Source organism: Jiangella alba, assembly GCF_900106035.1.
Classification (GTDB): domain Bacteria; phylum Actinomycetota; class Actinomycetes; order Jiangellales; family Jiangellaceae; genus Jiangella; species Jiangella alba.
Genome location: NZ_FNUC01000003.1, coordinates 2,065,615 through 2,092,302, shown reverse-complemented (window position 1 = coordinate 2,092,302; position 26,688 = coordinate 2,065,615). Strand labels below are relative to the sequence as shown.

Here is a 26,688-nt window from a genome sequence, read left to right as displayed (position 1 = left end):
CACCGCGCTCAACCACCGAGCGACGTGGCTCCGGCGACGGTGAGGAGACCCAGGCCCGATCCGGTGACGACCGCGGTGGCGATCGCGCCGAGGAGCATCGCGCGCCGCCCTTCCCGGAGCAGACGGCGAAGCTGAACGGTGGTGCCGAGGGCGAACAGCGCCGCGGTCAGCAGGAAGCTCGTCACAGCCGGCGACCAGGCGATCACCGGACCCGGCACCACGCCCAGAGACCTGGCGGCGACGGCGGCGACGAACAGCACCACGAACAACGGCACCAGCGGCGGCCGGGTCGCGTGACGAGTGCTCCGGCCGACGACGATCGAGGCAACCGCGACGACCGGCGCCAGCAGGATCACCCGGGTGAGTTTCACGACGACCGCGACGGTGAGCGCCGCTGATCCGGCCGGGGAGCTGGCCGCGACGACCTGCGCGACCTCGTGCACCGCGATCCCGGCCCACGCACCGAGCGACGGCCCGTCCAGGCCGAGAAGTCCGGCCAGCCACGGGATGAGCACGATCGACGCCGTCCCGTACAACGTGACCATGGCGATCGCGGCCGCGATCTCCTCGGATCGGGCGCGGATCGCTCCGGCCATCGCCGCGACGGCCGACGCGCCGCAGATCGACGTCCCAGCGGCGATCAAGAGGGTGGCGGGCCTCGATACGCCCAGGACGGCCCCGGCCAGGATCGTGGCCCCCATGCCGACGAGCACGGTCGCGACGACGGCCAGCAAGGTCGGCCTGCCGAGTGCGAAGACCTCGCGGACGGACAGGTGCAGTCCGAGCAGGACGACCCCGAGCCGCAGCAGCACTCGGGCCGACCAGGCCAGCCCGGCCCGCCACGACATCGGCACGACGGGACCGGCCGCGATGCCGCCGAGCACGGCGAGGACGATCGCGCTCGCGAACGGGACGAGCAGGGCCAGGACGACCGCCACGGCCGCAGCCGCCAGCGCGGCGACGACACCGGCCCAGCGGCCCGTCCAGCCGGACCCCGTGCCGTGGCAGAACGCCCGCACGCGGACGCCGATCGTCTGTGAGGTCATGGCTCGAGCCTCCGACCGGCGACGCCGCAGCGGTAGCCGTCAATCGGCGATCTGGCTATAACGTGACGGCATGACCACACCTCCCGACGTCGAGTCGCTGGCGCTGCTCGTGGCCATCGACGAGACCGGCAGCCTCGGGGCAGCGGGGCGACGTTTCGCCATGTCCCAGCCGGCCGTGAGCAAGCGACTGCGCACCATGGAACGGCGCCTCGGGGTGCGTCTCGTCGACCGGTCCACCCGCGGGTCGACCCTCACCGAGGCCGGAAACCTCGTAGCGGGCTGGGCCGCCAGGGTCCTGGACGACTTCGGCACGCTCCTGGCCGGCGTCGAGGCGCTCCGCCGCGATCAGGCCGCCACCCTCACCGTCGCGGCCAGCATGACCATTGCCGAACATCTGCTCCCCGGCTGGATTCTCGAAGTGCGCCGCCGCACACCAGGACTGCACGTCGGGCTGAAGGTCGCCAACTCCACCGAGGTCGCCGAACTCGTCCGGATCCGAGCCGCGCAGGTCGGCTTCATCGAGAGCCCCGACCCCATGCCCCGGCTCCGCTCCAGAGTCGTCGCCCACGACCGCCTCGTCCTCGTCGTCGCCCCCGGCCACTCCTGGGCGACCCGGCGCCAGCCCGTCCGTGCCCACGACCTCGCCCGCGTCTCTCTCATCAGCCGCGAACCCGGGTCCGGCACCCGCGAGGCAGGCGAACGCGCCATCACCGCGCACGGCCTCACCCCACGATCCCCCGCCCTGGAGCTCGGCTCCAGCACCGCCGTCCGCAACTCCGTCCGCACCGGCGCCGGACCCGCCCTCCTCAGCGAACACGTCGTTGCCGGTGACCTCGCCACCGGGATGCTGGTCGAGGTGCCCACCGCCGGCCTCGAGCTCACGCGCGACCTGCGGGCCATCTGGCGGCACGACACCGTTCCCGAAGGGCCCGCCACCCTGCTCGGGAACATCGCCACCGAGTTCGGGGAGCGCACCGGAGTGCGTGGCACCTGATCTGAGGCCGAGAATGGTCGCGCGGTGCGGCAGCGCAGACCCCACGTCGAGGAGACAGCATGAGCACGATCGTGACCGACGAGCAGATCCGGGACCTGGCGGCCACGGCGAAGCCCTACAGCCTGGCCGTGCTGCGGTGGGGTCCGCAGCGGCACCTGGACGGCGCCGAAGCGATCGAACTGGAACACCAGCGCCGCATGGTGTCGCTGCGCGCCGACGGCGTGATCGCGGTCCTGTGCCCGGTCGCCTCCGACACCATGGCCGGCGTGGCCGTCATGAACGTGCCGACCGAGGAGGCCGAGGACATCATGGCCGCGGACCCCTGCGTCCGGGCCGGGATGATCCACTGCGAGATCTACCCCTGCCACGGCTTCCCCGGCGACACCCTCCCCGCGTAGGCGCCCAGGCGACCGGGCGCGGGCGGTCATCGACGCGCGACGGGAACCACTTGGACTTCACCTCGATGAGCACGTCGAGCTCGAACCGGTCCAGCGGACCGGGGGCGTGGAAGCGCAGGGTCGGCGGGGCGCCGCGATCGACGGGAACGCCGCCACCCGCTGGGCCACCGGCACCTCGGCGGTTTGCTCAGTCACGGATCTCGACCGACGCTGCGGTCCGCGCCGACTCGTAGATGGCGTCGGTCACCGCGACGACGTGGTGGGCGAGCTGGTGCGCCATCCCCTCGGGGGGTGGCGCGCCGCGGGCGCACCGGATCAGTGCCTTCGTGGGCGCCCCGGCGTCGTACCGGCCGGCGGCGAGCTCGGGAGGAAGCTCGGTCACGACCCCGTCGGCGGAGATCCAGCGGGCCGCGTTCCGGACCGTCTCGACGTCGAGCTGCCCGTCACGCCCGTACATGGCCAGCCGCCACTGCGGAGGCTGCGGAAACGGCTGGGTCGAGGAAGCGGACAACACCCCGGATCCGGAGCCGGCGAACTCGACCGCGACGCTGGTGTGCAGGTCGGTCCTGGAGCGTGGCGGCGTCGTGAACGCGGCCAGCCGCGCGACGCGCTGGCCCGTGATCCAGCAGGCCAGACCCAGCTGATGCGACATCGACACCGCCGCGGAACCACCGCCCGACACGGCCGGGTCGGTGTAGGTGGCCGGTTCCGACGCACCGGCGCCCGCCCAGCCGCCGTCGCTGCCGCCGTGCAGCAGGGCGCGGGTGTTGACCGCCAGCTGCATGGTGAGCTGTTCCAGCGGCCCGAGCCGGCCGGACTCCACGCACGCGCGGGCATGCCGGAAGACCGGCGTGGCCGACCAGCCGTAGCCGACCAGCAGCCGGCGACCGGCGGCCTCCGCGGCCGCGCACATGGTCGCGGCGTCGTCGCGGTTCAGCGCGAACGGCTTCTCCACCAGCACGTGCGAACCCGCCGACAGCGCCGCCGTCACCTGGTCGACGTGCGCGACGGGCGGGCTGCTCACCACCGTGACGTCCGGCCGGAGGTCGAGCGCGTCGCGCCAGTCGGTCAGGGCGTGACGGGCGCCGAACTCCGCGGCCAGCCCTTCGGCCGTCGCCCGGCGCGGACTCGTGACCGCGAGCAGCTCGACCTCCGGATCCGATGTCAGGGCCGGCAGATGGGCGGACCGCGACCACGCCCCCGCACTCAGCACGACGGCGGTGACGGGCCGGCCGCCCGTGGATCCGGCCGGAAACGTGGTGTCCCCCATGTCCGTCAGCCGCGCGCCTGCCGCGCGCGATAGGCGCGCAGGTGCGCCGAGTGCCCGCTGGGGCGTGACGCTCAACGCGGCCGACCATCCGGAACTGGCCGGCAAGTACGTCTACTTCGGTGTCTCCGTCAAGCAGTCGGGCGCCGGGGTCGGCACCAGCCTCCGGGCCGGCCCCTCCGGCATCGACACCCAACCCGCGTCGTCCACCGCCTGGCGCGAGATCTACCAGGTCTGGGTCTCCGGCTGCCGCCGAGTACGCGTCGTCGACCAGCAGAATGGGCATCACCCCACCCGAGCGGAGGCCGCGCCGATGGACCACACCAGGACCGTCGGCGCGGTCGACGTCCAGTACCACGACAGCGGCCGAGCGAAGGCGGCTCTGGTCGTCTGCTGCGAACTCACCTTCTCCACAGTGGCGTCCGAACACGTCGTCGACATCGACCAGACAGCCCCCTACGAGCCAGGAGCACTGTTCACACGAGAACTCCCCTGCATCAGGGCCGTACTGGCCGTCGGTCCACCGATTGAGCTCCTGGTGATCGACGGCTACGCCACCCTCGATCCCAGCGGCCGCCCAGGCCTCGGCGCCCATGCCGCAGCTGCCTTCGACATCCCCGTCATCGGTGTCGCGAAGACGCCGTTCCGCACCGCAACTCATGCCTCCCAGGTCACCCGCGGCACCGCCACGCGACCGCTCTACGTCACGGCGGCCGGCGGCCTGGAACTCGCTGAGGCCGCACAGATCGTGTCCGCGATGGCAGGACCCCACCGCATCCCCACCGCTCTGGCCAGGGTCGACCGCCTCGCTCGCGGCCGCGAGCAACCAGTCGCCGCACGAAGATCCTGCTGAGAGTCCCCTCTGGACGTCACGGCACACCCTCGAGCCGGGACGATCGTCGTCCCTGGCGCCCACGACCCGCATGGCGTGCATCGGGCCCCAGTGGTCCACGAGCGTGGCGAGCAGCGCGACGACCGCGGGCGGCGGCACGGCGAGCCGTCCGCGAGGTGGCGGCCCGGTCGCACGCGCCGGGCCGCCACGTCGGAGCCGGTCAGCGGGTGATGCGGTCCAGCGGGAGGTGGAGCACGGGCTCGGCGCCGGACGGCGGATCGCCGGCGGCGAGCTCGGCGATCTGGGCGGCGCCGAGCGCCTGGTCGAACAGCCACACGTCGTCGGCGGCGCCGTCGAGGGGGTTGTTGATGCCGTCGACCCGGGATCCGATCCGGATGCCGGTCAGCGCGCCGGCCGACACCGAGCCGGCGACGGGCGCGGCCGTCGCGCGGGCCTCGCCGTCGACGTAGAGGGTGACGGCGTCATCGTCGCGGGTGAGCGCGACGTGATGCCACTGCCCGTCGGCGTAGTCGCCGGCCGCCGCCACGAACCGGTTCTGCGCGCCGGTGTTGACGTGGGCGCGGATCCGGCCGAGGTCCGGTTCCAGCCGGATCCACCACTTCGGGTCGACGTCCCGGTTGGAGTACGCCCACATGATCGCCTGCTGCCCGGCGCCGTCGCTGCGGAACCAGGCCGCGGCCGTGAACGGGCCGTCGCCGAACTCGAGGGCGGGTTCGGCCGGGGTCTCGAGGTAGTCGCCGGCCAGCTCCAGGCCGGTACCCACCACCCCGCCGACGCGGCCGGGCGTGCCGCTGACGGCGGCGTCGAACCCGTGGCCCGACGTGTCGGGCGTGGTCAGCGGCGGCGGCGCCGGGGCGTCCAGCGTCGGCACGATCACCCGGGCGAAGGTGATGCGCTGGTGGTAGGTCAGCGTCGGCCCCTCGCCCAGCCGGTCGCCGTTCTCGTAGAGCACGCCGAGCCGGCGCGCGTTCCCGTGGTCGTCGATCTGCACCAGGTCGGAGTAGCCGGCCGGCCCCTCGTAGACGAGCGGGCCGCGCTCCCAGCTGCCGGCGTCGTCGTCGCTGGTCCACAGGGTCAGGTTCTCGCGCGCCGTCGGGTGCCCGGGTGCGGCGAACACCAGCCGTTCGCGGCGGTCGGCGTCGCGCGACAGGGCGAGGATCGAGCCCTGCACCACCGGCGCGACGATGTCCGTGACCTCCTGGTACGGCGTGTCGAACGAAGCGCCGCCATCGCTGCTGGTGGTGCTGGCCCGGGCGCCGACGCTGGTGCCGTTCTGGTCGCGGGCGTTGAAGTACAGCGTGCCGTCGCCGAGCTCCACGACGGTGTTCTCGTTCGGGTTCACCACGCCCTCCGGTGTGGTGTCGACGCCACCGAGGTGCCAGGTGGTGCCGCCGTCGTCGCTGTACAGCGAGTGCGCGCCGAACAGCCGGTCGTCGGTGCACGCGATGTCCGAGCCGGGCGGCGGCGCGGCCGAGTGGTTGCCCGGCACGACCAGCCGGCCGGCGTGCTCGCCGCTGGCGATCTGGATCCCGTGCCCCGGGCCGCCGACGAAGTGCCGCCAGTCGGCCGGCTTGACGTCGGCGGTGATCTCCACCGGATCGGACCAGGTGGCGCCGTGGTCGTCGCTGTAGAGGACGAACGAGCGGCGGGTCTGCTCGGCGTCGGCCAGGCCGCAGCGGATGTCGTTGCCGGACACGTCGCCGCCGGTGCGGGTGATGTTGAGGACGATGCGCCCGGTCCGCTCGTCGACGATCGGGACCGGGTTGCCGAACTTGTCCGGCCCGGCGTCGGCGACCACCTGCAGCGGACCCCAGGTGCGGCCGCCGTCGGTGGAGCGCTTGAGCACCAGGTCGATGTCGCCGTCGTCGCCCGGGCTGTCGACCCGGCCTTCGGCGAAGGCCAGCAGGGTGCCGTCCTGCGCCTGGGCGACGGCCGGGATGCGGAACGTGTGGTAGCCGTCCTGGCCGCGGCTGAAGACGGTGCTCTGCTCGATGGCCCGTCCGGGTGGGGCGTCGGCCGCCACCGGCGACCAGCCCGCGCCGGCCGGCCCTGGAACGGCCGCCAGGGCGAGACCGGCCAGGCCGGCCGCGGCGAGCAGGCGGGTGGTGCGACGTGTCGTCATCGACATCGTGCTCCTTCCTCTCGATGGGTGGTCGCGGTCATCGGTCCGTGCGGTACCTCTCGACGGCGCCGGCGAACAGCTCCTGCCGGACGGCCCGGTCGCCGGCGGTGGCCGCGCCGCGCTGCGGTGCGGCGGGGTCCAGGTAGGTGGGCGGGGTCGCGTCGTGCAGCGCCCACCGTGCGGCGGCCGCGCGCAGGCGCCGCAGCGCGTCGTCGTGCGCGGGGTCGTCGACGACGTTCGTCAGCTCGTAGGGGTCGGCGGCCAGGTCGAAGAGGGCGTCGCCGGCGACGTCGGACCAGAGCAGCTTGTGCCGCCGGTCCCGGATCATGCCCGCGACGCCGTGCCGGCGGTCCTCGGCGAGGACGGTGTCGTGCCCGGCGGCCGGATCGGTCAGGTCCGTGCCCGGCAGCGGCGACGCCGGCGGCAGCGCACAGGTGGCCAGGACCGTCGGCGCGACGTCGATCAGCGACACCAGCGCGTCGGAGACCTCGCCGCGCCGACGCTGCCCCGGGAGCTTGACCAGCAGCGGCACCTTCACCACCGGGTCGTACATCGGCCCGTCCTTCAGCAGCAGGTGGTGGAAGCCGAGGTACTCGCCGTGGTCGGCCGTGAAGACGATCAGGGTGTCGTCGTAGAGCCCGCGCCGCCGCAGCAGGTCGAGCAGGCGCCCGACCTCGTGGTCCAGGTGCGTGATGGTCGCGTAGTAGTGCGCCATCACCTGCCGCAGCCGGGGCAGGTCCAGCGGCTCGTAGTCGAAGTACTCCCGCCGGTGCCGCCGGTCGGCCGCCGGGATGGTGTCGGTCCAGCCGGGCAGCGGCGTCAGCGCCGCCGGGTCGTAGGCGTCGTCCCAGCCGGCGGGCGGGTCGAACGGGTGGTGCGGCTTGACGAACGACACGTGCAGCAGATGGTCGCCGGTCTCGGTCCAGCCGGCGAGCACCCGCCGCGCCCGCTCGCCGATCCAGCTGGTGGAGTGCCATTCCTCCGGCAGGTTGGACCGGCCGGTGCCGAAGGTGTCCCAGTAGGACGACGGCGCCGTCGCCCGGAACTCGCGCTCCTGGTCGATCAGGTCGGTCACGGGCGCCAGCCCGGCCGCCGCCAGGTCCCGGTGGTAGTCGTCGTCGTACCGCCCGGGCCCGTCCTGCTCGGCCAGCTCCAGCTGGTCGTAGCCGACGTCGAGGTAGGTCGGCGTGAAGTGCATCTTGCCGACGGCGGCCGTGCGGTACCCGGCGCGCCGCAGCGCCCGCGGGAAGGTGTCGATGCCGGGCGCGAGGGTGCAGCGGTTCGTCCAGCCGCCGTGCTGACGGACGTGCAGCCCGGTGAGCAGCGAGTACCGCGACGGCGTGCAGACCGGGAACGGGCAGTACGCCTCGCGGTGACGCACGCCGTCGGCGGCCAGCCGGTCCAGGTGCGGCGTGCGCACGTCGGGGTTCCCGGCCACCCCGAGGCAGTCGGCCCGGAACTGGTCGGCCTGGATGATCAGGACGTTCGGCACCGTCAGCGGTCCTCGCCGAGGAACCCGAGCTGTGTCACCTCGGCGCGCAGCACGGCCAGCTGCTCCGGGCCGGGCGACACCAGCGGCGGGCGGCACCCGCCGCAGTCGACCCCGGTCAGCGCGCCCAGCGCCTTGAAGCCGGCCAGCTCCCCGCCGTACCGCGACGCCGCGTCGATGACCTGCTGCGCCAGCTGCTGGTCCGCGCGCGCCTGCTCCAGCTCGCCGCGGGCGGCGTGGTCGAGCAGCCGCCGGAACAGCGGGCCGGCGAAGTTGTACACCGACCCGATGGCGGCCCGGGCGCCCCACTGCCACGCGGCCAGCACCAGCTTGGCGACGCCGACGAACACCTCGTGGTCCGTTCCGGCGAGGTGCAGGCAACGCTGCAGGTCGACCATGTCGTTGTGGGCGAACTTGACCCCGGCGAAGGTCGGGATCTTCTCCCGGGCGACCACGAGCACGTCACTGGCCCGCAGGCCGACCCCGGTCATCGAGGGGATGTGGTAGTAGGTGAACGGCAGCGACGGGGCGGCGTCGGCGATGACGGCGCAGGCGTCGACCAGCGCCGCCACCGTGTCCGGACGGTGGAAGTAGGGCGCGACCGACGAGATCGCCCGGGCGCCCACGGACTCGGCGTGCGCCGCCAGCCGGCGGGCCTCGGTCAGGCTGGCGTGGCCGACGTGGACGATGACGTCGAGCCGTCCGTCCGCGACCTCGCACCACCGCTCGGCCAGCGCCATCCGTTCCGCGGTGGAGAGCGACGCGCCCTCGCCGGCGGTGCCCCCGACGTAGGCCGCCGCCGACCCCCAGGCGAGCAGGGCGTCGGCCTGCTTCGGCACGGCGTCGAGGGCGACCTCGCCGGTCTCGGTGAACGGGGTGAACACGGCGGTGAGCAACGCCATGTCGGGGCCGTCGGTGGAGTAGCGCAACCCGGTCATGTGGTTCCTTTCGGCAGGTCAGCCCTTGGTGTCGGTGAGGTTCACGAAGTCGCGGGAGTCGGTGACCAGCCCCGTGATGCGCTTGTCCAGCGCGAACAGGGACGGCACCGTGGAGATGCCGATCGCCCACGCCTCGTCGACGAGGGTGCTGTTCAGCGCGGCGTAGGCGGCCCCCTGGTCCTCGGGCGTCATGGCCGAGCCGGCCGCGGTCACCGCGGCGACGTAGGCCGGCGGCACGTGCGGGCCGAACGTGGTGTTCGCCTCGGTGGTCAGCATCTGCCGGCCGCGGGCCACCAGCGACGGGCTCTGCAGGTTGTTCGGCTGGAACGCGACGGTGCACTGCAGCTCGCTGGCGAACAGCGCCTCGAGGTAGGCCGCCTCCTCCTGCGGGGCGATCTCCAGGTCGAACCCGATCTTCTTCAGGTCCGCCTGGATGATCTCCAGCGCCTGGACCGACGGGCTCCCCGAGGTCACGCCCGCGACGGCGTTGCGCACGTCGCCGGACTGCTCCAGCAGGGCCGCGGCGGCGTCCAGGTCGAACGCGCCCGAGTCGAGGTAGGACGGGTCGAACGCGGGCGAGGACGGCATGAAGGCCGTGTAGACCGGGTCGCCGATGCCGAAGTTGACCTGCTCGAGGATGCGGTCGCGGTCGATCGCCCGCGCGAGCGCCTGGCGCAGCAGCTTGTTGTCGAACGGCGGGATGAGTGCGTTCATGAAGAACAGCGACATGCGGCCGTTGCCCTCCACCAGGGTGAACCGGTCGCGCAGCCGGTCGGCGTGGCGGAACCCGATGTACGCGGCGCCGTCGACCGATCCCGACTCCAGCCCGGCGATCAGCGCGTCCTCGTCGGTGAAGAAGCGGTACTCCACCTCGTCCAGGTACGGCTTGCCGGCGTCCCAGAAGTCGGGGTTCTTCTCCAGCACGAGGCGCTGGTCGCGGCGGAAGTCCGCGAGCCGGAACGGGCCGGAGCCGGCCGGCTCGTGCTCCAGTTGCTCCGGGGTGTTGCTGGCCGCCAGCACCAGCGGGAAGGCGAACATCCAGTCGAGCACCAGCGACTCGGGGGTGGCCTGCTTGAAGTCCAGCCGCACCGTCCGCTCGTCGACCGCGGTCGCCGCCGCGATGAACTCGGTCGGCTGGGCGAGGGTGAACGCGGCGTCCGGGTTCTGCGCCCGCTGGACTCCGGCGACGACGTCGCCGGCGGTCACCGGCTCCCCCGAATGGAACGTGCCCTGGCGCAGCGTGATGGTCACCGACGTGTGGTCGGGGGCGAACTCCCACGCCTCGGCCCCGGCCGGGACGGGCTCGTACGTGCCGTCCGGCGGGTAGTCCAGCAGGTACGTGTAGAAGGAGTGGATGTGGATGTCGGTGTTGGTGAGGTAGGGGTCGAACTGCATGATCTTCGTCGTGCCGAGCGTGATCTTGCCGGTCGCGTCGCCGCCCGTGCTCTCGCCGCTCCCGGAACCGCAGGCGCTGAGCAGGGGCGCGCCGGCGATCGCGCCGGCGGCGAGGAACCCGGCCCGCAGCAGCGTGCGGCGGGCGATCAGGCGGGACTGATACGGCGAAACGGGCATGGTGATGCCTCCCGAGGTTCAGGACGGGTGGAGCTCAGGTCAGCCGGATACGTGGGTCGAGAACGGCGTAGAACACGTCCACCAGCAGATTGAGCAGCAGGAACGTGGCCACGACGAACAGCACGCCGCCCTGCACGAGGGCGTAGTCGCGTTCGCCGATCGCGGTGTAGAGCAGCCGCCCCAGCCCGGGGTAGTTGAAGACGGCCTCGATGACGACGGTGCCGCCCAGGAAGCTGCCGAGTTGCAGCCCGACGATGGTGACGGTGGGCAGCGACGCGTTGCGCAGCGCGTGGCGGCGGATCACGTCGCGCTCGGGCACGCCCTTGGCCCGGGCGGTGCGGATGTAGTCCTTGCCCATCACCTCACCCACGGACGTCGCGAGGAAGCGGGCGGTGACGCTGGAGGTGTGCACGGCGATGGCGGTGGCCGGCAAAATCGTGGCCGTCAGCGCGCCGGCCGGGTCGCGCCAGATCGGCACGAAGTCGCTCGACGCCGGCAGCCACTGCAGTTGCACGGCCAGCACGATGATCAGCAGCAGGCCGAGCCAGAACGTCGGCACCGCGAGGCCCGCGGTGAGGTAGCCCTGCAGCACCCGGCCGGCCACCGAGTGCGGGCGCAGCGCCACCACGATGCCCACCGGCACCGCGATGAGCAACGTCAGCGTCATCGCGAACCCGGCCAGCTGGATCGTCGCGGGGATCCGGTCGAGCAGTTCGCGGACCACCGGCTGGCCGGAGTAGTACGACGCGCCCAGGTCGCCGCCGACGGCGTGGCCGATCCAGGAGAGGTACTGCTCGACGATGGAGCCGTCCAGGCCGAGCCGGGCGCGGGTCGCGGCCAGCTCGGACTCGCTCGCGTCCGGGCCGAGCAGCACCGTCGCGGGGTCGCCGGGCAGCGCGAACGTGAAGGCCCACACCGCGATCGAGCCGAGCACCAGCACCACCGCGAACTGCAGCAGCCGGCGAATCAGGTGGCCGTGCATCTAGACCGCACCTCCGCTCGTGACGCGCGTCCCCAGGTGCGGGCTGCCGCCGCTCACCGCCAGCTGCAGGCCGCGCCCGATCCGGTCGAGACAGAACACGGTGAGCACCAGGCAGAGGCCGGGGAACAGCCCGTAGCTCGGGCTCTGGTACAGGTACGAGCGCGCGTCCTGGAGCATGCCGCCCCACGACGGCGCCGGCGGCGGGGTGCCCAGGCCGAGGAAGGCGAGGCCGGCCTCGACCACGACCGCCATCGACGCGGTGACGACGACCTGGATGACGATCGGGCCGAGCACGTTCGGCAGCACCGTGCGCAGCATCGTGTCCGGCGTGCTCGCGCCCATGCCGCGTGCCGCCAGCACGAAGTCGCGGTCGCGGATGCCGAGCGTGGCCACCCGGGTGAGCCGGGCGAACTCCGGCACCGCGCCGATGCCGATGGCGAGGATCAGGTTGAACCGGCCGGGGCCGAGCACCACGATCATGACCAGCGCGAGCAGGATCCCCGGCACCGCGAGCAACAGGTCGACCAGCCGCATGGCGACCGCGTCGACCCACCTCCCCAGGTAGCCGGCCAGCAGCCCCAGCGGCACCCCGATGCCCGCGCCCACCGCGGCGGCGCCGGCGGCGGCGACGAGCGAGGCGCGGGCGCCGTAGATCAGGCGCGACAGGATGTCGCGGCCGAGCTGGTCGGTGCCGAGCAGGTGCGCGCCGGACGGGCCGAGCAGTGGCTCGCCGTCCTGCGCCGCCGGATCGAACGGGGCGACCACGGGCGCCAGCAGCGCCACGGCGACCAGCAGCGCCAACCCCACCGCCCCGACGACCGCGGACCGGGACCGGCTGAACCGGCGCAGCGCCGCCAGCCGCCGGCGCCGGGCCGGCGCGGAGGCGGGCGGGTTCGTCGCCGCGCTCATCCGGCCACCTGCCGCGTGAGCTCGGCCGTCTCCTCCGCGAAGTGGCACGCCGTGTACCCGCCCGCCACCAGCCGCAACGGTGGTTCCTTCTCCGCGCAGACGCCGGCCGCGATCGGGCAGCGGGTCCGGAACCGGCAACCCGACGGCGGATCGACCGGACTGGGCACGTCACCGCCCAGCGGCACCCGCCGCCGATCGGCCCGTCCGACCGGATCGGGCACCGGCACGGACGCCAGCAGCGCGCGCGTGTACGGGTGGCGCGGGTCGTCGTACACCCGCCGCACCGGCCCCGACTCGACGATGCGGCCCAGGTACATCACCGCGACCTCGTCGGCGACCTGGCGGATCACGGCGAGGTCGTGGCTGACGAACAGGTACGCCATCGCGGACTCGCGCTGCAGGTCGGCGAGCAGGTTCAGCACCTGTGCCTGTACGGACACGTCCAGCGCCGACACCGGCTCGTCGAGGATGAGCAGCCCCGGCCGCGACGCCAGCGCCCGCGCGATGGCGACCCGCTGGCGCTGGCCGCCGGAGAACTCCGACGGCAGCCGGTCGGCGTGCTCGGTGCGCAGCCCCACCCGGGTGAACAGGTCGGCGACCTGGGTGCGGCGGCGCGCGTACGACACCCCTTGCAGCCGCAGCGGCTCGGCGACGTTGTCGCCGACGCTCAGCCGGGGGTTCAGCGACGCGTACGGGTCCTGGAACACCATCTGCGCGCTGCGCCTGATCTGCCGCAGCTGCGACCGGCCCGCCGCGCCGACGTCGCGGCCGTCGACCAGGATCCGGCCGCCGGTCGGCTCGACGAGCCGCAGGACCAGCCGCGCGAGCGTGGTCTTGCCGCAGCCGGACTCGCCGACCAGGCCGAGCGTGCGCCCGGCCGGGACCCGCAGCGAGACCCCGTCGACCGCGTGCACCCACGCGGACGGCCGCGCGAGCACGCCGGAACGCACCGGGAAGCGCGCCATGGCCTCGTGGACGTCGAGCACGGGGGCGCCCGCTGCGTCCTCGTCCGCCGGTGCGGCGGTGTCGCCCGTGCCGGACGTCCGGGTGAGCAGCGCCGCGGCCTCGTCCGGGAAATGGCAGGCGCTCACGCCGTCGCCGTCCGCGCCGGGCGAGGCCTCGGGCCGTTCCTCGGTGCACACGGAGCGGCCGCGCGAGATCGGGCAGCGGGGCGCGAAGGCGCAGCCGGGCGGCAGCTCGCTCGGGTCCGGCGGCTGGCCGGGGATCGGCAGCAGCCGCCCGGCCGCGGTGTCCAGCCGCGGCAGCGCGCCCAGCAGGGCGGCCGTGTAGGGGTGCCGCGGCCGGGTGAAGATCTGGGTGACGTCGCCGGTCTCGACGATCCGGCCGCCATAGGTGACGCCGACGCGGTCGGCGGTCTCCGCGACCACCCCGAGGTCGTGGGTGATCATCACCACGCCCGCGCCGGTCTCCTGCCGCGCCACCCGCAGCAGGTCCAGGATCTGTGCCTGCACGCTGACGTCCAGCGCCGTGGTGGGCTCGTCGGCGATCAGCACCCGCGGGCGGTTGGCGATCGCCATCGCGATCATCACCCGCTGGCACATGCCGCCGGAGAACTGGTGCGGGTACTGCTCGTAGCGCGCGTCCGCGTGCGGCACGCCGACCAGGTCGAGCAGCTCGACGACCCGTGCCCGCGCCGCCGCGGTCGTCAGCGCGCGGTCGTGCACCCGCAGCGCCTCGGCGATCTGGTGGCCGACCCGCTGGACGGGGTTCAGGGCGGAGATCGCGTCCTGGAAGATCATGGCGACGTCGCGGCCGAGACGCCGCCGCAGCTCCGGCTCGGGCAGCGTGAGCAGGTCGACGTCACCGAGCATCGCGGCGCCGGACACCCTGAGCAGGTTCGGTGTCCGGAGCAGGCCCAGCGCCGCGAGCACCGACACGCTCTTGCCCGACCCCGTCTCCCCCACGATGCCGAGCGTCTCGCCGCCGAGGACGTCGTAGCTCATCCCGTCGACCGCGCGCACCACACCCGCCGGCGTCGCGAACTCCACGACCAGGTCGCGCAGGCTCAGCACCGGCCGGCCGGCGCCGTGACCGGGCGCGACGGCTCCGTTCCGGGTCGAGCCCTCGAGGGTTCCACCAGACACCGACGACCTCCTTGCCGCTCCGGTTGGACGGGGGATTTCTGCAAGATGTCCTACAGTTTTCGCAACGGTAGGGTCGGGGCTTGATGGTGTCAAGGGTCGCAAGATATCCTACAGATCGGCACCGAACGGGAGGGCGAGCCAGAGCGTGGCGACTCAGCAGGACGAGACGGAGCCGGACTTCCGGCGCCTGGACAACAGAGTCCCGCTGCACCAGATCGTGCAGCACGAGATCAGGAACTACATTCTCAAGGAGGGGTTGCGCCCCGGCGATCCCCTCAAGTCCGAGTCCGAGCTGGCCAGACTGTTCGGCGTCAGCCGCAACTCGGTCCGCGAGGCGGTCAAGGCGCTGGAGTCCACCGGCGTCGTCGAGACGCGCCGTGGCAGCGGCGTGTACATCCGCGACTTCTCCTTCGCCCCGCTGCTCGACCACCTCCCCTACGGCCTCATGCAGGGCCAGCGCGCCCTGCGCGAACTGGCCGCCCTGCGCAAGACGCTCGAATCGGCCCTCATCACCGACGCCATGCAGGCCATGTCGGCGGAGAGCGTCGCGGCCCTGCGCGAGACCCTCGAGACCATGCGCGGGCTGGCCGAACGCGGCGAGTCCTTCGCCGAGCAGGACCGCCGGTTCCACCAGCTGCTGTTCCGCGACCTCGACAACACCATGCTGCTGCGGCTGTTCGACCTGTTCTGGCAGGCCTTCCACGCGGCGGCCCCGCCGACGCGCGGCCGCACGCCGATGGACGCCTACCGAGGGCACGCCGCCATCCTCGACGCCATCCTCGCCGGCGATCCCGACCAGGCGCGCGTGGCCATCCAGGACCACTACGTCGGCATCGAGTCCAAGCTCACCGAGGAGCCTCACCCCGAGACGACCACGCAGCCGGGCTGACCGCCGGGTCGGCCGGGCCCCACCGGCGCTCCAGCCGTTCCCGCCAGGCGTCGCCGTGCGCGCCCAGGTCGCCGAGGTCCCAGAACAGCCCGGCCATGATCCGCAGTGCCTCGTGCGCGAGCGGCGTGAGCAGATGCTCGTCGGGAGCGTGCTGCGCGCAGGCCGGATAGGAGTGCGGCACCCAGATGGTGGGGATGCCGAGGGTGTCGGCGAAGGCGGCGTTCGGCAGGGTGCCGCCCAGATTCGGCAGGAGGGCCGGGTCGGCGCCCGTCGTCTCCCGGAGCGAGGATTCGGTCCACCGCACCCAGGCGTTGTCCGGGTCGACTCGGGTCGCGGCGACGCCTGCGCCGACGTCGACCTCGACCATGGTGAGGCCGTGGCGGTCCAGGTGCTCGCGCAGGACGGTCCCGGCGGCCGACCAGTCGGTGCCGACCACGAACCTCAGCTGGCAGTGCGCGACGGCGTGACCGGGGATCGCGTTCGTCGGCGCGCCCGGGGACCCCGCGCCGATGGCCAGCACCTCCAGGGTGTTCCAGCCGTAGACGCGTTCGGCCGGCGTCAGATCCGGCTCGCCCCAGTCGAGGTCGATCGGAGGGCTCCCCGGCCCGCCGTCCACGCGGATGCCGGCGAGGGCGCGTCGCACCGAGCCGGGCAGCGGCGGAGGTCGCAGCCCGGCCGGCAGCACGCGGCCGCGGTCGTCGACCAGGACGGCGATGGCGTGCGCCAGGACCGTCGCGGGGTTGCGCAGCAGGCCGCCCCAGTTGCCGGAGTGGTAGGGCTCGTCGCGCAGCCGCACGCGCAGCGTGAAGTCGAGCTCGCCCCGGGAGCCGAGGAAGATCGTGGGCCGCCCAGCGGCCACCCGCATGCCGTCCGACGCGATCAGCACGTCGGCGCTCAGCTCGTCGCCGAGGCCGGCGCAGATCTCGTCCAGTCCCGGCGAGCCGATCTCTTCCGCCATGTCGAACAGGACTGTGAGGTTGAACCCCAACCGGCCGCCGCGCGCGGCCAGCACCTGCTCGAGGGCGGCCAGGTTGATCGTGTGCTGGCCCTTGTTGTCGGCGGTGCCGCGGCCGTACCAGCGCTCACCCCGCACGACGACCCGCCACGGCCGGAGGCCGGCGCCCCAGTCGGCCTCGTCGGTGTCGACCACGTCGCCGTGCCCGTACGTCAGCACCGTCGGGAGCCTGTCGTCCTCGTGGCGATGGGCCAGGAGGAAGGGTGCGGCGCCCTCCACCGGGTTGTCGACGATGCGTACGGCGCAGCCGAGCCGGGCGAGCTGCGGCGCGATCTCCCGGGTCAGGTAGTCGTGGTGGGCGCGTCCGCTCCGCGGGTCCGAGCTCACGGTCCGGACGGCCACCCTGCGGCGCAGGTCGGCGAGCAGCGCGCCCGAGTCGAGGTGGCGCGAGGCACGATCGATGGCCGCCGAACGACTCATGCGCCGTTCCTCACACCGTTCGGAGGAACTCGTCGAGCAGCTCCAGGCCCTGGACCAGGGCCGCGACCGGCACGCGTTCGTCGACGCCGTGCATGCCCGCCGGGGTCCGGCCGTCCGGGTCGAGGCCGAGCGGCGAGAACCCGAAGCCGGCGATCCCGAGCTCGGCGAACGGTTTGGCATCGGTGCCGCCGGCCATGCAGTAGGGGACGACCACGGCATCCGGGTCGTGCCGCCTGACCGCCGCCGCCATGGCGTCGAACCACGGGGTGTCCCACCTTGTCGCGATCGCGGGGCGATACGACAGGAACGACCTGGTGAACGCGGGTCCGAGGAGCCGGTCGATCGTGGCGAGCTGCTCCGCCTCACCGCCGGGCAGTGACCGCACGTCGATCTCGGCATGGGCCTCACCCGGCACGACGTTGTACTTGTAGCCGGCGTCGAGCACGGTGACGGCGGTCGAGGGGCGCAGCGCGGGCTCGACGACCTCACGCAATGGCCCGATGCGGTCCAGGACGGCCTCGATGCCCTCCGCGGACGAGAGATCGGCGTCGAGGCCGAGCGCCTGCGTGGTGAGGTCGAGCAGACGCCGGACCGGTGGCGTCAGCGTCAGGGGCCAGCGGTGCTCGGTGAGCCGCGCGAGCCCGGTCACGAGGTGGGCGACGGGATTGTCCGGGTTGGGGCGCGAGCCGTGACCGGCCGTCCCGCTCGCACGGACGCGCAGATGCAGGGAGCCGCGCTCGGCCACCGCGACGGGATAGAACCGCCGGACCGTTCCGTCGGGCGCTTCCACCGGCACGGCCTGCCCACCCGCCTCGCCGATCGCCGCCGCGACCCCGTCGAAGAGCTCGGGCCGGTGGCGCACCAGCCACTCGGCGCCGAGGGCGCCGTCCTCCTCCTCGTCCGCGACGAAGGCGAAGACCACGTCCCGCCGGGGCGCGACGCCTCGTGCGGCCCACCGCCTGAGGGTGGCGAGCATCATCGCGACCATGTCCTTCATGTCGCTCGCCCCGCGGCCCCAGACGTAGCCGTCCGCCACCCGGCCCTCGAACGGTGCCACGGTCCAGCCGCCGGGCTCGGCCGGGACGACGTCGAGGTGCCCGTGCACGAGCAGCCCGGGCTGCGTGCGATCGGTCCCCGCGACCCGCATGACCACGTTGGCCCGGTTCGGTTCGGAGACGATGAGCTCGGGGTCGTAGCCGGCCGCGCGCAGCAGGCCGACGACGTACCGTGCGGCGTCCAGTTCGCCGTTGCCGCCCCGGCTCCCGTAGTTGCTGGTGTCGATGGCGATGAGCTCGGAACAGATGGTGACGACGTCGGGGTGGGTGGTCATCGTGCTCCTGACGTCGGTCCCGCCGGCGGGGCGGGTGCGGGGGCGATCAGGTAGCCGCGGCGCCGGTCGAAGCCGGTGATCTCGGCGCCGCGGTCCATGGCATCGGCCAGCACGTCACGGACGCGGAGGCGCCAGGCCCGCGCGAGCCCGGGATCGTCGGTCCGCACCTGCTCGATGTCCTCCGGCACGGGGACGAACGCGGCGCCGCCGGCCCACGGCGCCACGTGCAGCGAGCCCTCGCCGACCTCGATGAGCGCGGGGTGCTCCCCCACCGGCGGCCGCGACCAGCGTGCGTCCGCCGCGGCGACCGCGTCGGACGACAGCAGGTCCCATTCGACCAGCAGCCGATCGCTCTCCTCGCCCCGGTTGAGCCCGTCGTGCATGGGCCCGTAGAAGTCGGGAAGATAGGCCGTCGCCCGGGCGCCGAGCTTCACCAGGTTGAAGTAGGCGTTGCGGCAGACCAGCGGATCGAACGTCCACGTCACCGAGCGGATGCCGTGCTCCAGCGCCCAGGTGCGCTGATGGCTCTTGAGCAGGAACCCGACGTGCCGGGCGCGGCACTCGGCGTCCACGCCGGTGATGTGGCTGTGCAGCGACCCGTCGTCCGGCGCGAAGAACGCGACCGCGGCGCCCGCCATCCGGCCCTCCACGAAGGCCGCACCGACGTAGTTGCCGGTCATGCTGAGGGCACGCAGCAGCGAGACCGTGACCTGGGAGGAGCCGGGCGAGCGGTTCCAGACCCGGCGGAGCAGGGCACTGACCGCCTCGAACTCGGCGACCTCGGTCGCCTCCCGGACGGTGACACCGGGGCCCGGCGGGGTGTCCAGCGAGCGCCGCGGACGGTCCAGGGTCATGGAAGGTCCCCGGCGCCGGTCTCCGCGAGGACGTCCTCGATCAGCGCCGTCAGCAGGGCGAGGCGGTCGCCGAGCAGCGCCGTGTCGACCCACTCGTGGCGGGCGTGCGCTCCCCCGCCCACCGCTCCGAGACCGTCGAGCGTCGGCACCCCGGCGGCTGCCGTCAGGTTGCCGTCCGAGCCGCCGCCCACGGCGGCGCCCGTGAGCGGAGCCAGGCCCAGGCCCTCCGCCAGCGCGCTCGCGCGGCGGAAGAGCCCGGCGGTCATCGTGGCCTCGAGCGGCGGGCGGTCGATGCCCCCGGCCACCTCGAGAGCGACGCCGGGATCGGCCGGCACGAGGCCCCGGGTCGCGGTGTCGACCCGCACCAGTTCCGCGACCGTCCGCGCGCGGACGTCGATCCTCAGCGTGGCCAGCTCGGGCACCGTGTTGTCGGCCGTTCCCGCCTCCGCGCCGGTCGGCGTCACGCTGGTCCCCTCGGTGTCGTCAGCCAGCGCGGCGACCCTGCCGACGGCGCTGCCGAGCGCGGTCAGGGCGTTGGCACCGAGGTGCGGCTCCAGGCCCGCGTGCGCGGCACGGCCGGTGAACGTCAGCACGTAGTGGGCTCTCCCCTTGCGCTCGGTCTTCAGGGCGCCGGAGTCGGCGCCGGCCTCGAGCACCAGGACCGCCGCGCATCCTTCGGCCTCGGCCTCGATCAGCTCGCGGGAGGTCGGGGAGCCGAGTTCTTCGTCACCGGTGACCAGGAGGGTGACGCCGGACGGATCGTCGAGGCCGGCGATCGCGTGGAACGCCAGCGCGAGCCCGGCCTTCATGTCCAGGCAACCGGGCCCGCGGATCCGGTCGCCGGCCTCGAACGGGATGGCGTCGATCGTGCCCAGCGGCCAGACGGTGTCGTGGTGGCCGAGCACGAGCACCCGGCGCGGGCCGTCTCCCCACCGCCAGCGCAGGTGGACGCAGCCGGCCGACACGATCCGCTCGGGCCGGGCGCCGACGATGGCCGCGCCGACCTCCGCGACGCGGTCGGCGCTGCGGGCGACGGCGGCAAGGTCGGCCGACGGCGACTCGCAGCGGATCAGCCGGCCCGAGTCCGCCACGACCTCGGCGAGCCGGTCGTGGGCAGCGGCGACGCGGGGGTGGACATCGTTCACCACGGAGCCCCGGCGGTCACGGGGCCGGCGGATGGTGCTGCGTTCATGGGTCCCTCCGGCGCTTGATCTGCGGCCGTCAGGGTCTCAGCCGGGTCGGAGGCGGCTCTTGTGGCTCGACATCAAAAGCCGGGCGCGACCTAGGTGTCCGACACCGACGGCGGCCGTCCTCGTCCGGCTAGCGTCCTGCTACGGCACGGAACACAGCGGTGGCGACGCATCGGGAGGACCCAGGTGACCAAGCAGGGCGCGGACGCTCCGGCGCTGCAGGCCGGGACGGTCGTCGTACCCATCGGCCGCGGCGCAGAGGTGCCGTCCGCACTGGTCCGCTTCCTCGCCGATGCCGGCGTCGCGGCCGACGTGCGCGAGATCGGACGTCGCGCCGGCCTGACCGAACCCGGTGACGTGGCCCGGATCCCCGTCGTCGGCGGCCCCGACCTCGTCTACGTGGTCGTCGGCGATCCGCTGCCGGAGCTGCCCTTCCACCACGTGCGAGAGGCGGCGATGGCGGCGGCCCGGCGCTGCGGGTCCGCCGCGACGGTGCTCGACGCGGTCGGCTGCTGGGACGACGACCCGGCCTGTGCCACCGCGGCGGCCGAGGGCTGGGTCCTCGGCAGCTACCGGTACCACGTCGACTGGACCGTCGCCGACCTGCTCGCCCGGCTCGATCCGGCACCGGTCCGGCACTGGGGTTCCGACGAGGCCGTGCGCGAAGGGGTCGTCCTCGGCGCGGCCGCCAACCTCGTGCGCGACCTGGTCAACGCACCACCGGGCCAGCTCGTCCCGGAGCGGCTGGCGGCCGTCTGCCGGGAACTCGGGCAGGCTCTCGGGTTCGAGGTGCGAGTCCACCACCAGGACATGCTGGAGCGGGACGGGTTCGGCGGGCTGCTGGGGGTCGGGCGCGCCAGCGTGTACCCGCCGGTCCTGGTCGAGCTGCGCCGCGGCGACGACGCGGGCCCGCACACGGCGCTCGTCGGCAAGGGCATCACCTTCGACGCGGGCGGCATCTCGCTCAAGCCGACCCGGGGCATGCTGACCATGAAGGCGGACATGTCCGGCGCCGCCGCCGTCCTCGGCGCCTTCGTCGCGCTCGCCGGCCTGCGCTCCGACGTGCCGGTGCGCGGCTATCTGGCGTGCGCTGAGAACATGCCGGGTCCGGCCGCCACCCGGATCGGTGACGTCCTGCGTCATCGCGGTGGCCGGACGGTCGAGGTGACCGACGCCGACTGCGAGGGGCGGCTCGTGCTCGCCGACGCCCTCGCGTACGCCGCCGAGGCGGACCCCGCCGCGATCGTCGACCTGGCCACCCTGACCACGAGCACGGGCCTCGGCCCGCAGATCTGGGCCGGGTTCGGTACCGACGGCGCCCTGCTGGCACAGGTCCTGGCGGCCGGGAGCGCGTCGGGCGAGCCGGGCTGGGCGATGCCGCGGTGGGAGCCGTATCGGTCCGGCCTGGCCTCCGATGTGGCGGACGCGCGGAACTTCGACCCGGACGCGACGCAGCCGTACGGCGGCATCACCGCCGCGCTCTACCTCGAGCCGTTCGCGTCCGGCGTGGCGTGGGCGCACGTGGATCTCGGGCTCACGGTGATGCACCCGGCCGCCGACCACCGCTGGGCGGCCGGCGCCAACGGCCGCGGGGTCCGGCTGCTCACCCGCTTCCTGGCCGCCCGCTCCAGCGGTGTCGCGGCCGGTGAGGGGGCCGCGTGAGCGTCGTGGACGGTCCCTACTTCGACGATCTCACCGCCGGCGACGTGTTCACCGGCCCGGCCGTCACGCTGGACGCCGGTCTGCAGGCGCAGCACCGGGCGATCCTGGGCGACCGGCTGCCGCTCTGCCTCGACGACTCCCTCGCCGAGGCGGTCACCGGACGTGCGGGTCTCGCGCATCCCGGTGTGGTGTGGGACGTCGCGATCGGCCAGTCGAGCGTCGTGACCCGCCAGGTGGTCGCGAACCTCTTCTACCGAGGGCTGCGGCTACGGTCGACGCCCTACCTCGGCGACACGCTGGTGACGTCCGCCGAGGTGGTCGCCACCCGCCGGGTCCGGTCCCGGGCGGACCGGCCGGAGCGGGGCAAGGTGGTGCTGCGCATCCTGACCCGGGACCAGACGGGGCGGGTCGTCCTCGGCTTCGACCGCTGCGCGCTCCTCCCCTGCCGCCCCGGCGCCGAGGCCGCCGCGGCCGCGCCGGACGACGCCGCCGGTCTGTTCAGCGCGCCGCCGGTGCCGGCCGCGGCCGCCGCGCCCGAGTGGCTCGCGGACTGGTCACTCGAGCCGCTGCGGCCGGCCGCCGAGCGCCTCGTCGTGGGCGAGGTCCGCGATCTCGCCGCCGGCGACGTCGTCTCGAGCGCGCCGGAGCTGGCGCGCCTCAGCGTGAACGTCGCCGCGGTCCACCACGACGCGGAACGGGCCGGCGGACGGCGTCTCGTGTACGGAGGCCACACCATCGGGCTCGCTCTCGGCCAGACGTGTCGCGCGGTCCCGGGGCTCGCGACCGTCACCGAGTGGTTCGCCTGCGACCACGTCGCGCCGGTGTACGAGGGCGACACCGTGCACAGCCGGGTCACGGTGCGGGGCCTCACGCCGTACCGCGACGGCAGCGCGATCGCCGTGCTCAACACCCAGACGTCAGTGGCCGGCCGCGGCGCCGTGCTCGACTGGACCTTCGCCGCGCTGGTCGCATGAGCGCCGGCCGCGGCCCGGCGTGGCTGTTCGTGCCCGGCGATCGGCCGGACCGCTTCGCGAAGGCCGTCGCGAGCGGCGCCGACCAGGTCATCTGCGACCTGGAGGACGCCGTTCTGCCGGCCGCCAAGGAGCCGGCGCGCGACCACGTCGTGGGCTGGCTCTCCACCGGCGGATCGGCCTGGGTGCGGGTGAACCCGGCCGGCTCGTCCTGGCATCGCGACGACGTGCTCGGCCTCGCACACTGCGCGGGCCTCCAGGGCGTCGTCGTGCCCAAGGTCGAGTCGGCGACGGACCTGGAGGCCGTGCGCGAGGTGCTCACGGTGCCGGTGGCGCCGCTCATCGAGTCCGCCGCGGGTGTCGAGCGGGTCTCGGCGATCGTCACCGCCGATCGGGTGGAGCGGCTCCTCCTCGGGACCGTCGACCTCGCGGCCGATCTCGGCTGCGACGAGGAGTCCGACGTCGTGACCCACGCCAGGTGCCGGCTCCTGCTGGCGTCCCGGGCAGCCGGACGAGCCGCGCCGGTGGACGGGGTGACCAGGGCGCTGCGCGACCCGGGCGCCGTGTTCGCCGACGCCAGGCGGGCGCGCCGCGAGGGCTTCGCCGGGAAGCTCGCGATCCATCCCCTGCAGGTCGAGCCGATCCGCTCCGCGTTCGCGCCGACGCCGGACGAGGTGGCCTGGGCACAGGGCGTGATCGCGTCCGCCGGCGGCGCCGCGCACGGCGCGGTGGCCACGTCCGGCCTGATGGTCGACGCCCCCGTCGTCGAGCGAGCGCGCCGGATCCTGGCCGTCGCCGCTGCCGGCACGGCGGCCCACGAGACAGCGGAGGACGAGAACTGACATGGCCCATTTCGAGAGCGACGTCCTGTGGAACCCGGCGTGGTCGGCCCTCGAGGGCTGGACCGAACGGCCTCCGGACGTGGTGGAGCGCTTCCATCGGTCCATCCCGGGATTCGCCGAGTCCCCGCTCGTCTCCGTGCCGGTGATCGCCGAGCAGGTCGGTGTCGGGCACGTGTTCGTCAAGCACGAAGTGGAGCGCCTGGGCCTGCCGTCGTTCAAGGTCGTCGGCGCGAGCTGGGCCGTCGGCGCGGTGATCGCCGAACTGCTCGAGCGGCCGGTGTTCCCGACGTTCGGCGCCCTCACGGAGGCGGCGAGCGCCCTCGGCTCCACCGTGGTGCTCTCGACCGCCACGGACGGCAACCACGGCCGCGCCGTCGCGCATGTGGCCCGCCTGCTCGGACTCGGGAGCCGGATCTTCGTGCCCGCCGACATGGCCGGGCCGCGCGTCGACGCGATCCGCCGGGAGGGCGCCGAGATCGAGGTGGTCGCCGGCACCTACGACGACGCCGTGCGCCGCGCCGCCGAGGAGGCGACGCGAGCCCGCGCCGACGGCCGCCGCGAACTGCTCGTGTCGGACACCTCGTGGCCCGGCTACACCCGGGTCCCCGAGGCCGTGGTCCTCGGCTACTCGACGATCTTCGCCGAGACGCGGCACCAGCTCGCCGCGGCGCTGGGCCCCGAGGCCTCGATCGACGTCGCCCTCACGCCGGTGGGCGTCGGCGCCTTCGCCTCGGCCGCGGTCCGCAGTCTGGCGAGCGGCTCGTGCAGCGTCGTCACGGTCGAGCCGGCCGCGGCCGACTGCCTGTGGCAGTCGCTGGCCGCCCGTGAGCGGGTGACCGTCCCGGGGCCGCACGAGTCGACGATGGCGGGCCTCAACTGCGGCGAGGTCTCGCTCGCGGCGTGGCCGATGCTCCAGCGCGGTGTCCGTGCGGCGACCCGGGTCTCCGACCTCGAGGCGGTCGCGGCCGTCCGCGACCTCGCCGCCGTCGGCATCGCGAGCAGCGAGAGCGGGGCGGCGAGCCTGGCCGGCCTGCGGCGGCTGCGGCTCGACTCACGCGCGGGGTCGCTCCTGCGCCCCAGCTCCACGGTGGTCCTGTTCGACACCGAGGGAGTCACCGATCCGGCCGGGTACGACGCGATCCTCGCCGGGACGGCCACCATGCACGCAGACGACGATCGGGAGCCGGACCATGCCACAGATCGATGAGCTCATCGCTCACCTCACCGATGTCGTGCCCCGGGAGGCGGCGGCGCGGAAGATCCCCGGCGTCGCGATCGGGCTGTGCGACGCCGACGGCGTCCTGTGGTCCGCGGGCTTCGGCAGCACGCGCGCCGGCACCGCCCCGCCACCGGCGCGCGCCGTCGGCGTCCACACCATGTTCAGCGTCCAGTCGACGTCGAAGCTCTACACCGCGACCGGTGTGCTCCTCGCCGTGCAGGAGGGCCTGGTCGACCTCGACGAGCCGATCCTGCGGCACCTGCCGGAGTTCACCGTGCGCAGCGACCACGAGGACCATCCCGAGCGCCGCATCACCCTGCGTCACCTGCTGACCCACACCGCCGGATTCACCCACGAGGCCTCCGTCGGGTCCAACTACGAGGTCGGGGACGCCACGTTCGAGGAGCATCTCTCGACCATCCCGCAGACCTACCTGCGGTTCCCGGTGGGCCACCACCACGAGTACTCCAACCTCGGGATCGACCTCGCCGGCCACATCGCGGCGAAGGCCGGCGGGGAGACGTTCCCCGACTTCATGCGCCGGCGGCTCTTCGACCCGCTCGGGCTCACCCGGTCGACGTTCGACTTCGACGTCTTCGACGCCGACGCCGACCGGGCCTTCGGCCACTCCCGGACGTTCGCCCGGGCGGGCCGCGAACTCCCCCGGCGCGTGCCGATGGTGCCGTCCGGCGGCCTCTACACGAGCGTCGACGACGTCCTGCGCTACCTGCGGTTCCAGTTGCGCGACGGCGAGGACGTGCTCCGGCCCGAGCTGATCCGCCAGCACCTCGACTTCCCCCGGCTGACCGACCTGCAGACGCAGGGCTACGGGCTGGGCCTCTACATCGACCGCTGGGCACCCGGGGTGCGGGTGCTGCATCACGGCGGGGCGGGCTTCGGCTTCCTCTGCCAGGTGTTCTGGCTGCCGGACGCCGGGATCGGCGGGGCGGTGCTCACCAACGCCGTCGACCACGACGTCCAGAACGAGCTCGCCGCCGACATCGTCCGGCGGCTCGCGGCCGGTGATCGTTCGGCCGTGACCGCTCCGGCGCCGGCCCCGCCGCCGGCGGCCGCGCCGGCTCCGCCGCCTCGTGTGGACGAGCTGGCCGGCAGGTACGTCGGCCGCCTCGGCGACGTCGTCGAGCTGGTCGTCCGCGACGGCGGGCTCGTGCAGGTCGAGCCCGAGAAGGCCGTCGTGGATCTCGACGGCGAGCTGACCGGGACCGTGCCCGGCGAGGACCCGGGAGGCCGCAGGCGCCTGATCTTCCTGCGCGACGCCGCCGGACACGTCCGCTACCTGCTCGACGCCGGCACCGGCGACGTCCGGTACCGGACCGTCGTCCCCGAGCTCGGGCCCTCGGCGCTCCCCCCGCACCTCCTCGGCGACTACACCTCGCGGATCGCGGACGTCCCGATCGCGCCGTACCGCCTGCGTCAGGACGACGGCCGCGCGGTCATCGACCTGCCCCGCCGGGGATCGCTCGCGGACCCGATCACGCTCCAGCTCAGCGCCGCCGGCCCGGACCGCTACGTGTCCGCGACCGGCGAGGTGCTGACGGCCGGCGAGGCGGGCGTCGCGTACGCCGAGATCCCGTTGACCCGACCCGACCAGAGGTGACAC

Annotated in this window: 22 protein-coding genes; 9 read left to right on the top strand and 13 right to left on the bottom strand. The window is 73.9% G+C overall.

The genetic code is table 11. The features are described 5' to 3' along the window. Positions 1 to 8: 8 nt before the first annotated feature. Positions 9 to 1,046 (bottom strand): YeiH family protein, encoded by a 1,038-nt coding sequence (locus BLV02_RS12095; protein ID WP_083289250.1) that lies wholly within the window; start codon positions 1,044 to 1,046, stop codon positions 9 to 11. A 70-nt stretch (positions 1,047 to 1,116) separates the two neighbouring features. Between BLV02_RS12095 and BLV02_RS12090 the strand changes: the two genes are divergently transcribed. Next, the gene (locus tag BLV02_RS12090) at positions 1,117 to 2,040 is read left to right on the top strand and encodes a LysR family transcriptional regulator (RefSeq protein WP_069115132.1); all 924 of its coding nucleotides are present in this window, start codon (positions 1,117 to 1,119) and stop codon (positions 2,038 to 2,040) included. A gap of 59 nt (positions 2,041 to 2,099) precedes the next feature. Continuing rightward, positions 2,100 to 2,438 carry a YciI family protein gene (locus BLV02_RS12085; RefSeq protein ID WP_069115133.1) on the top strand — a complete coding sequence of 113 codons (339 nt, stop codon included), beginning with the start codon at positions 2,100 to 2,102 and terminating at the stop codon, positions 2,436 to 2,438. A 187-nt stretch (positions 2,439 to 2,625) separates the two neighbouring features. Here BLV02_RS12085 and BLV02_RS12080 read toward each other — a convergent pair whose 3' ends face one another. Beyond that, positions 2,626 to 3,651, bottom strand: coding sequence for a Gfo/Idh/MocA family protein (locus tag BLV02_RS12080; RefSeq protein ID WP_171906913.1), 1,026 nt, complete (start codon positions 3,649 to 3,651; stop codon positions 2,626 to 2,628). Positions 3,652 to 3,658: 7 nt separating this feature from the next. Here BLV02_RS12080 and BLV02_RS37140 point away from each other — a divergent pair, with 7 nt between their 5' ends. After that, positions 3,659 to 4,558 carry an endonuclease V gene (locus BLV02_RS37140; protein WP_216094613.1) on the top strand — a complete coding sequence of 300 codons (900 nt, stop codon included), beginning with the start codon at positions 3,659 to 3,661 and terminating at the stop codon, positions 4,556 to 4,558. Between the two features lie 199 nt (positions 4,559 to 4,757). Here the strand turns inward: BLV02_RS37140 and BLV02_RS12070 are convergent, their stop codons facing one another. Genes BLV02_RS12070 through BLV02_RS12040 form a run of 7 tightly spaced genes read right to left on the bottom strand, consistent with a single transcriptional unit; the run spans position 4,758 to position 14,675 of the window. Beyond that, positions 4,758 to 6,680: a sialidase family protein gene (locus BLV02_RS12070; RefSeq protein WP_069115208.1), complete on the bottom strand. Its 1,923-nt coding sequence runs from the start codon at positions 6,678 to 6,680 to the stop codon at positions 4,758 to 4,760. A gap of 37 nt (positions 6,681 to 6,717) precedes the next feature. Next, on the bottom strand, positions 6,718 to 8,172 hold the full coding sequence (locus tag BLV02_RS12065) for a sulfatase-like hydrolase/transferase (protein WP_069115135.1): 1,455 nt from the start codon (positions 8,170 to 8,172) through the stop codon (positions 6,718 to 6,720). A 2-nt stretch (positions 8,173 to 8,174) separates the two neighbouring features. Continuing rightward, a complete protein-coding gene (locus BLV02_RS12060) occupies positions 8,175 to 9,107 on the bottom strand; it encodes a dihydrodipicolinate synthase family protein (protein WP_083289251.1) in 933 nt (310 codons plus the stop codon). Between the two features lie 18 nt (positions 9,108 to 9,125). Further along, positions 9,126 to 10,679, bottom strand: coding sequence for an ABC transporter substrate-binding protein (locus BLV02_RS12055; RefSeq protein WP_069115136.1), 1,554 nt, complete (start codon positions 10,677 to 10,679; stop codon positions 9,126 to 9,128). A gap of 34 nt (positions 10,680 to 10,713) precedes the next feature. Then, a complete protein-coding gene (locus BLV02_RS12050) occupies positions 10,714 to 11,661 on the bottom strand; it encodes an ABC transporter permease (protein WP_069115137.1) in 948 nt (315 codons plus the stop codon). Then, on the bottom strand, positions 11,662 to 12,570 hold the full coding sequence (locus tag BLV02_RS12045; RefSeq protein WP_069115138.1) for an ABC transporter permease: 909 nt from the start codon (positions 12,568 to 12,570) through the stop codon (positions 11,662 to 11,664). It abuts the gene before it with no gap. Beyond that, positions 12,567 to 14,675 carry a dipeptide ABC transporter ATP-binding protein gene (locus BLV02_RS12040; protein ID WP_216094614.1) on the bottom strand — a complete coding sequence of 703 codons (2,109 nt, stop codon included), beginning with the start codon at positions 14,673 to 14,675 and terminating at the stop codon, positions 12,567 to 12,569. The genes BLV02_RS12045 and BLV02_RS12040 overlap by 4 nt, the downstream gene beginning before the upstream one ends. A 145-nt stretch (positions 14,676 to 14,820) precedes the next feature. On the opposite strand from BLV02_RS12040, the gene BLV02_RS12035 reads away from it, so the two are divergent. Beyond that, positions 14,821 to 15,564: a FadR/GntR family transcriptional regulator gene (locus BLV02_RS12035; RefSeq protein ID WP_216094615.1), complete on the top strand. Its 744-nt coding sequence runs from the start codon at positions 14,821 to 14,823 to the stop codon at positions 15,562 to 15,564. Here the strand turns inward: BLV02_RS12035 and BLV02_RS12030 are convergent. Genes BLV02_RS12030 through BLV02_RS12015 form a run of 4 tightly spaced genes read right to left on the bottom strand, consistent with a single transcriptional unit; the run spans position 15,521 to position 20,328 of the window. Then, positions 15,521 to 16,999, bottom strand: coding sequence for a M20 family metallopeptidase (locus BLV02_RS12030; RefSeq protein WP_069115139.1), 1,479 nt, complete (start codon positions 16,997 to 16,999; stop codon positions 15,521 to 15,523). The genes BLV02_RS12035 and BLV02_RS12030 overlap by 44 nt on opposite strands. 10 nt (positions 17,000 to 17,009) lie before the next feature. Next, positions 17,010 to 18,329 (bottom strand): M20/M25/M40 family metallo-hydrolase, encoded by a 1,320-nt coding sequence (locus BLV02_RS12025; protein ID WP_069115140.1) that lies wholly within the window; start codon positions 18,327 to 18,329, stop codon positions 17,010 to 17,012. After that, positions 18,326 to 19,183, bottom strand: a complete 858-nt coding sequence (locus tag BLV02_RS12020; RefSeq protein ID WP_069115141.1) for a GNAT family N-acetyltransferase — start codon at positions 19,181 to 19,183, stop codon at positions 18,326 to 18,328. Before BLV02_RS12020 ends, BLV02_RS12025 begins: the two co-directional genes overlap by 4 nt. Beyond that, on the bottom strand, positions 19,180 to 20,328 hold the full coding sequence (locus tag BLV02_RS12015) for a M20/M25/M40 family metallo-hydrolase (protein WP_069115212.1): 1,149 nt from the start codon (positions 20,326 to 20,328) through the stop codon (positions 19,180 to 19,182). The genes BLV02_RS12020 and BLV02_RS12015 overlap by 4 nt, the downstream gene beginning before the upstream one ends. A 231-nt stretch (positions 20,329 to 20,559) precedes the next feature. Between BLV02_RS12015 and BLV02_RS12010 the strand changes: the two genes are divergently transcribed. Genes BLV02_RS12010 through BLV02_RS11990 form a run of 5 tightly spaced genes read left to right on the top strand, consistent with a single transcriptional unit; the run spans position 20,560 to position 26,685 of the window. After that, entirely contained in the window at positions 20,560 to 22,035 is a 1,476-nt protein-coding gene (locus BLV02_RS12010; RefSeq protein WP_083289252.1) for a leucyl aminopeptidase family protein, read from the top strand. Then, positions 22,032 to 23,009, top strand: a complete 978-nt coding sequence (locus BLV02_RS12005; protein ID WP_069115142.1) for a hotdog family protein — start codon at positions 22,032 to 22,034, stop codon at positions 23,007 to 23,009. The genes BLV02_RS12010 and BLV02_RS12005 overlap by 4 nt, the downstream gene beginning before the upstream one ends. Continuing rightward, on the top strand, positions 23,006 to 23,848 hold the full coding sequence (locus BLV02_RS12000) for an HpcH/HpaI aldolase/citrate lyase family protein (RefSeq protein ID WP_069115143.1): 843 nt from the start codon (positions 23,006 to 23,008) through the stop codon (positions 23,846 to 23,848). Before BLV02_RS12005 ends, BLV02_RS12000 begins: the two co-directional genes overlap by 4 nt. 1 nt (position 23,849) lies before the next feature. Then, a complete protein-coding gene (locus BLV02_RS11995; RefSeq protein ID WP_069115144.1) occupies positions 23,850 to 25,055 on the top strand; it encodes a diaminopropionate ammonia-lyase in 1,206 nt (401 codons plus the stop codon). Further along, positions 25,039 to 26,685, top strand: a complete 1,647-nt coding sequence (locus tag BLV02_RS11990) for a serine hydrolase domain-containing protein (protein WP_069115145.1) — start codon at positions 25,039 to 25,041, stop codon at positions 26,683 to 26,685. The genes BLV02_RS11995 and BLV02_RS11990 overlap by 17 nt, the downstream gene beginning before the upstream one ends. Positions 26,686 to 26,688: the final 3 nt, after the last annotated feature.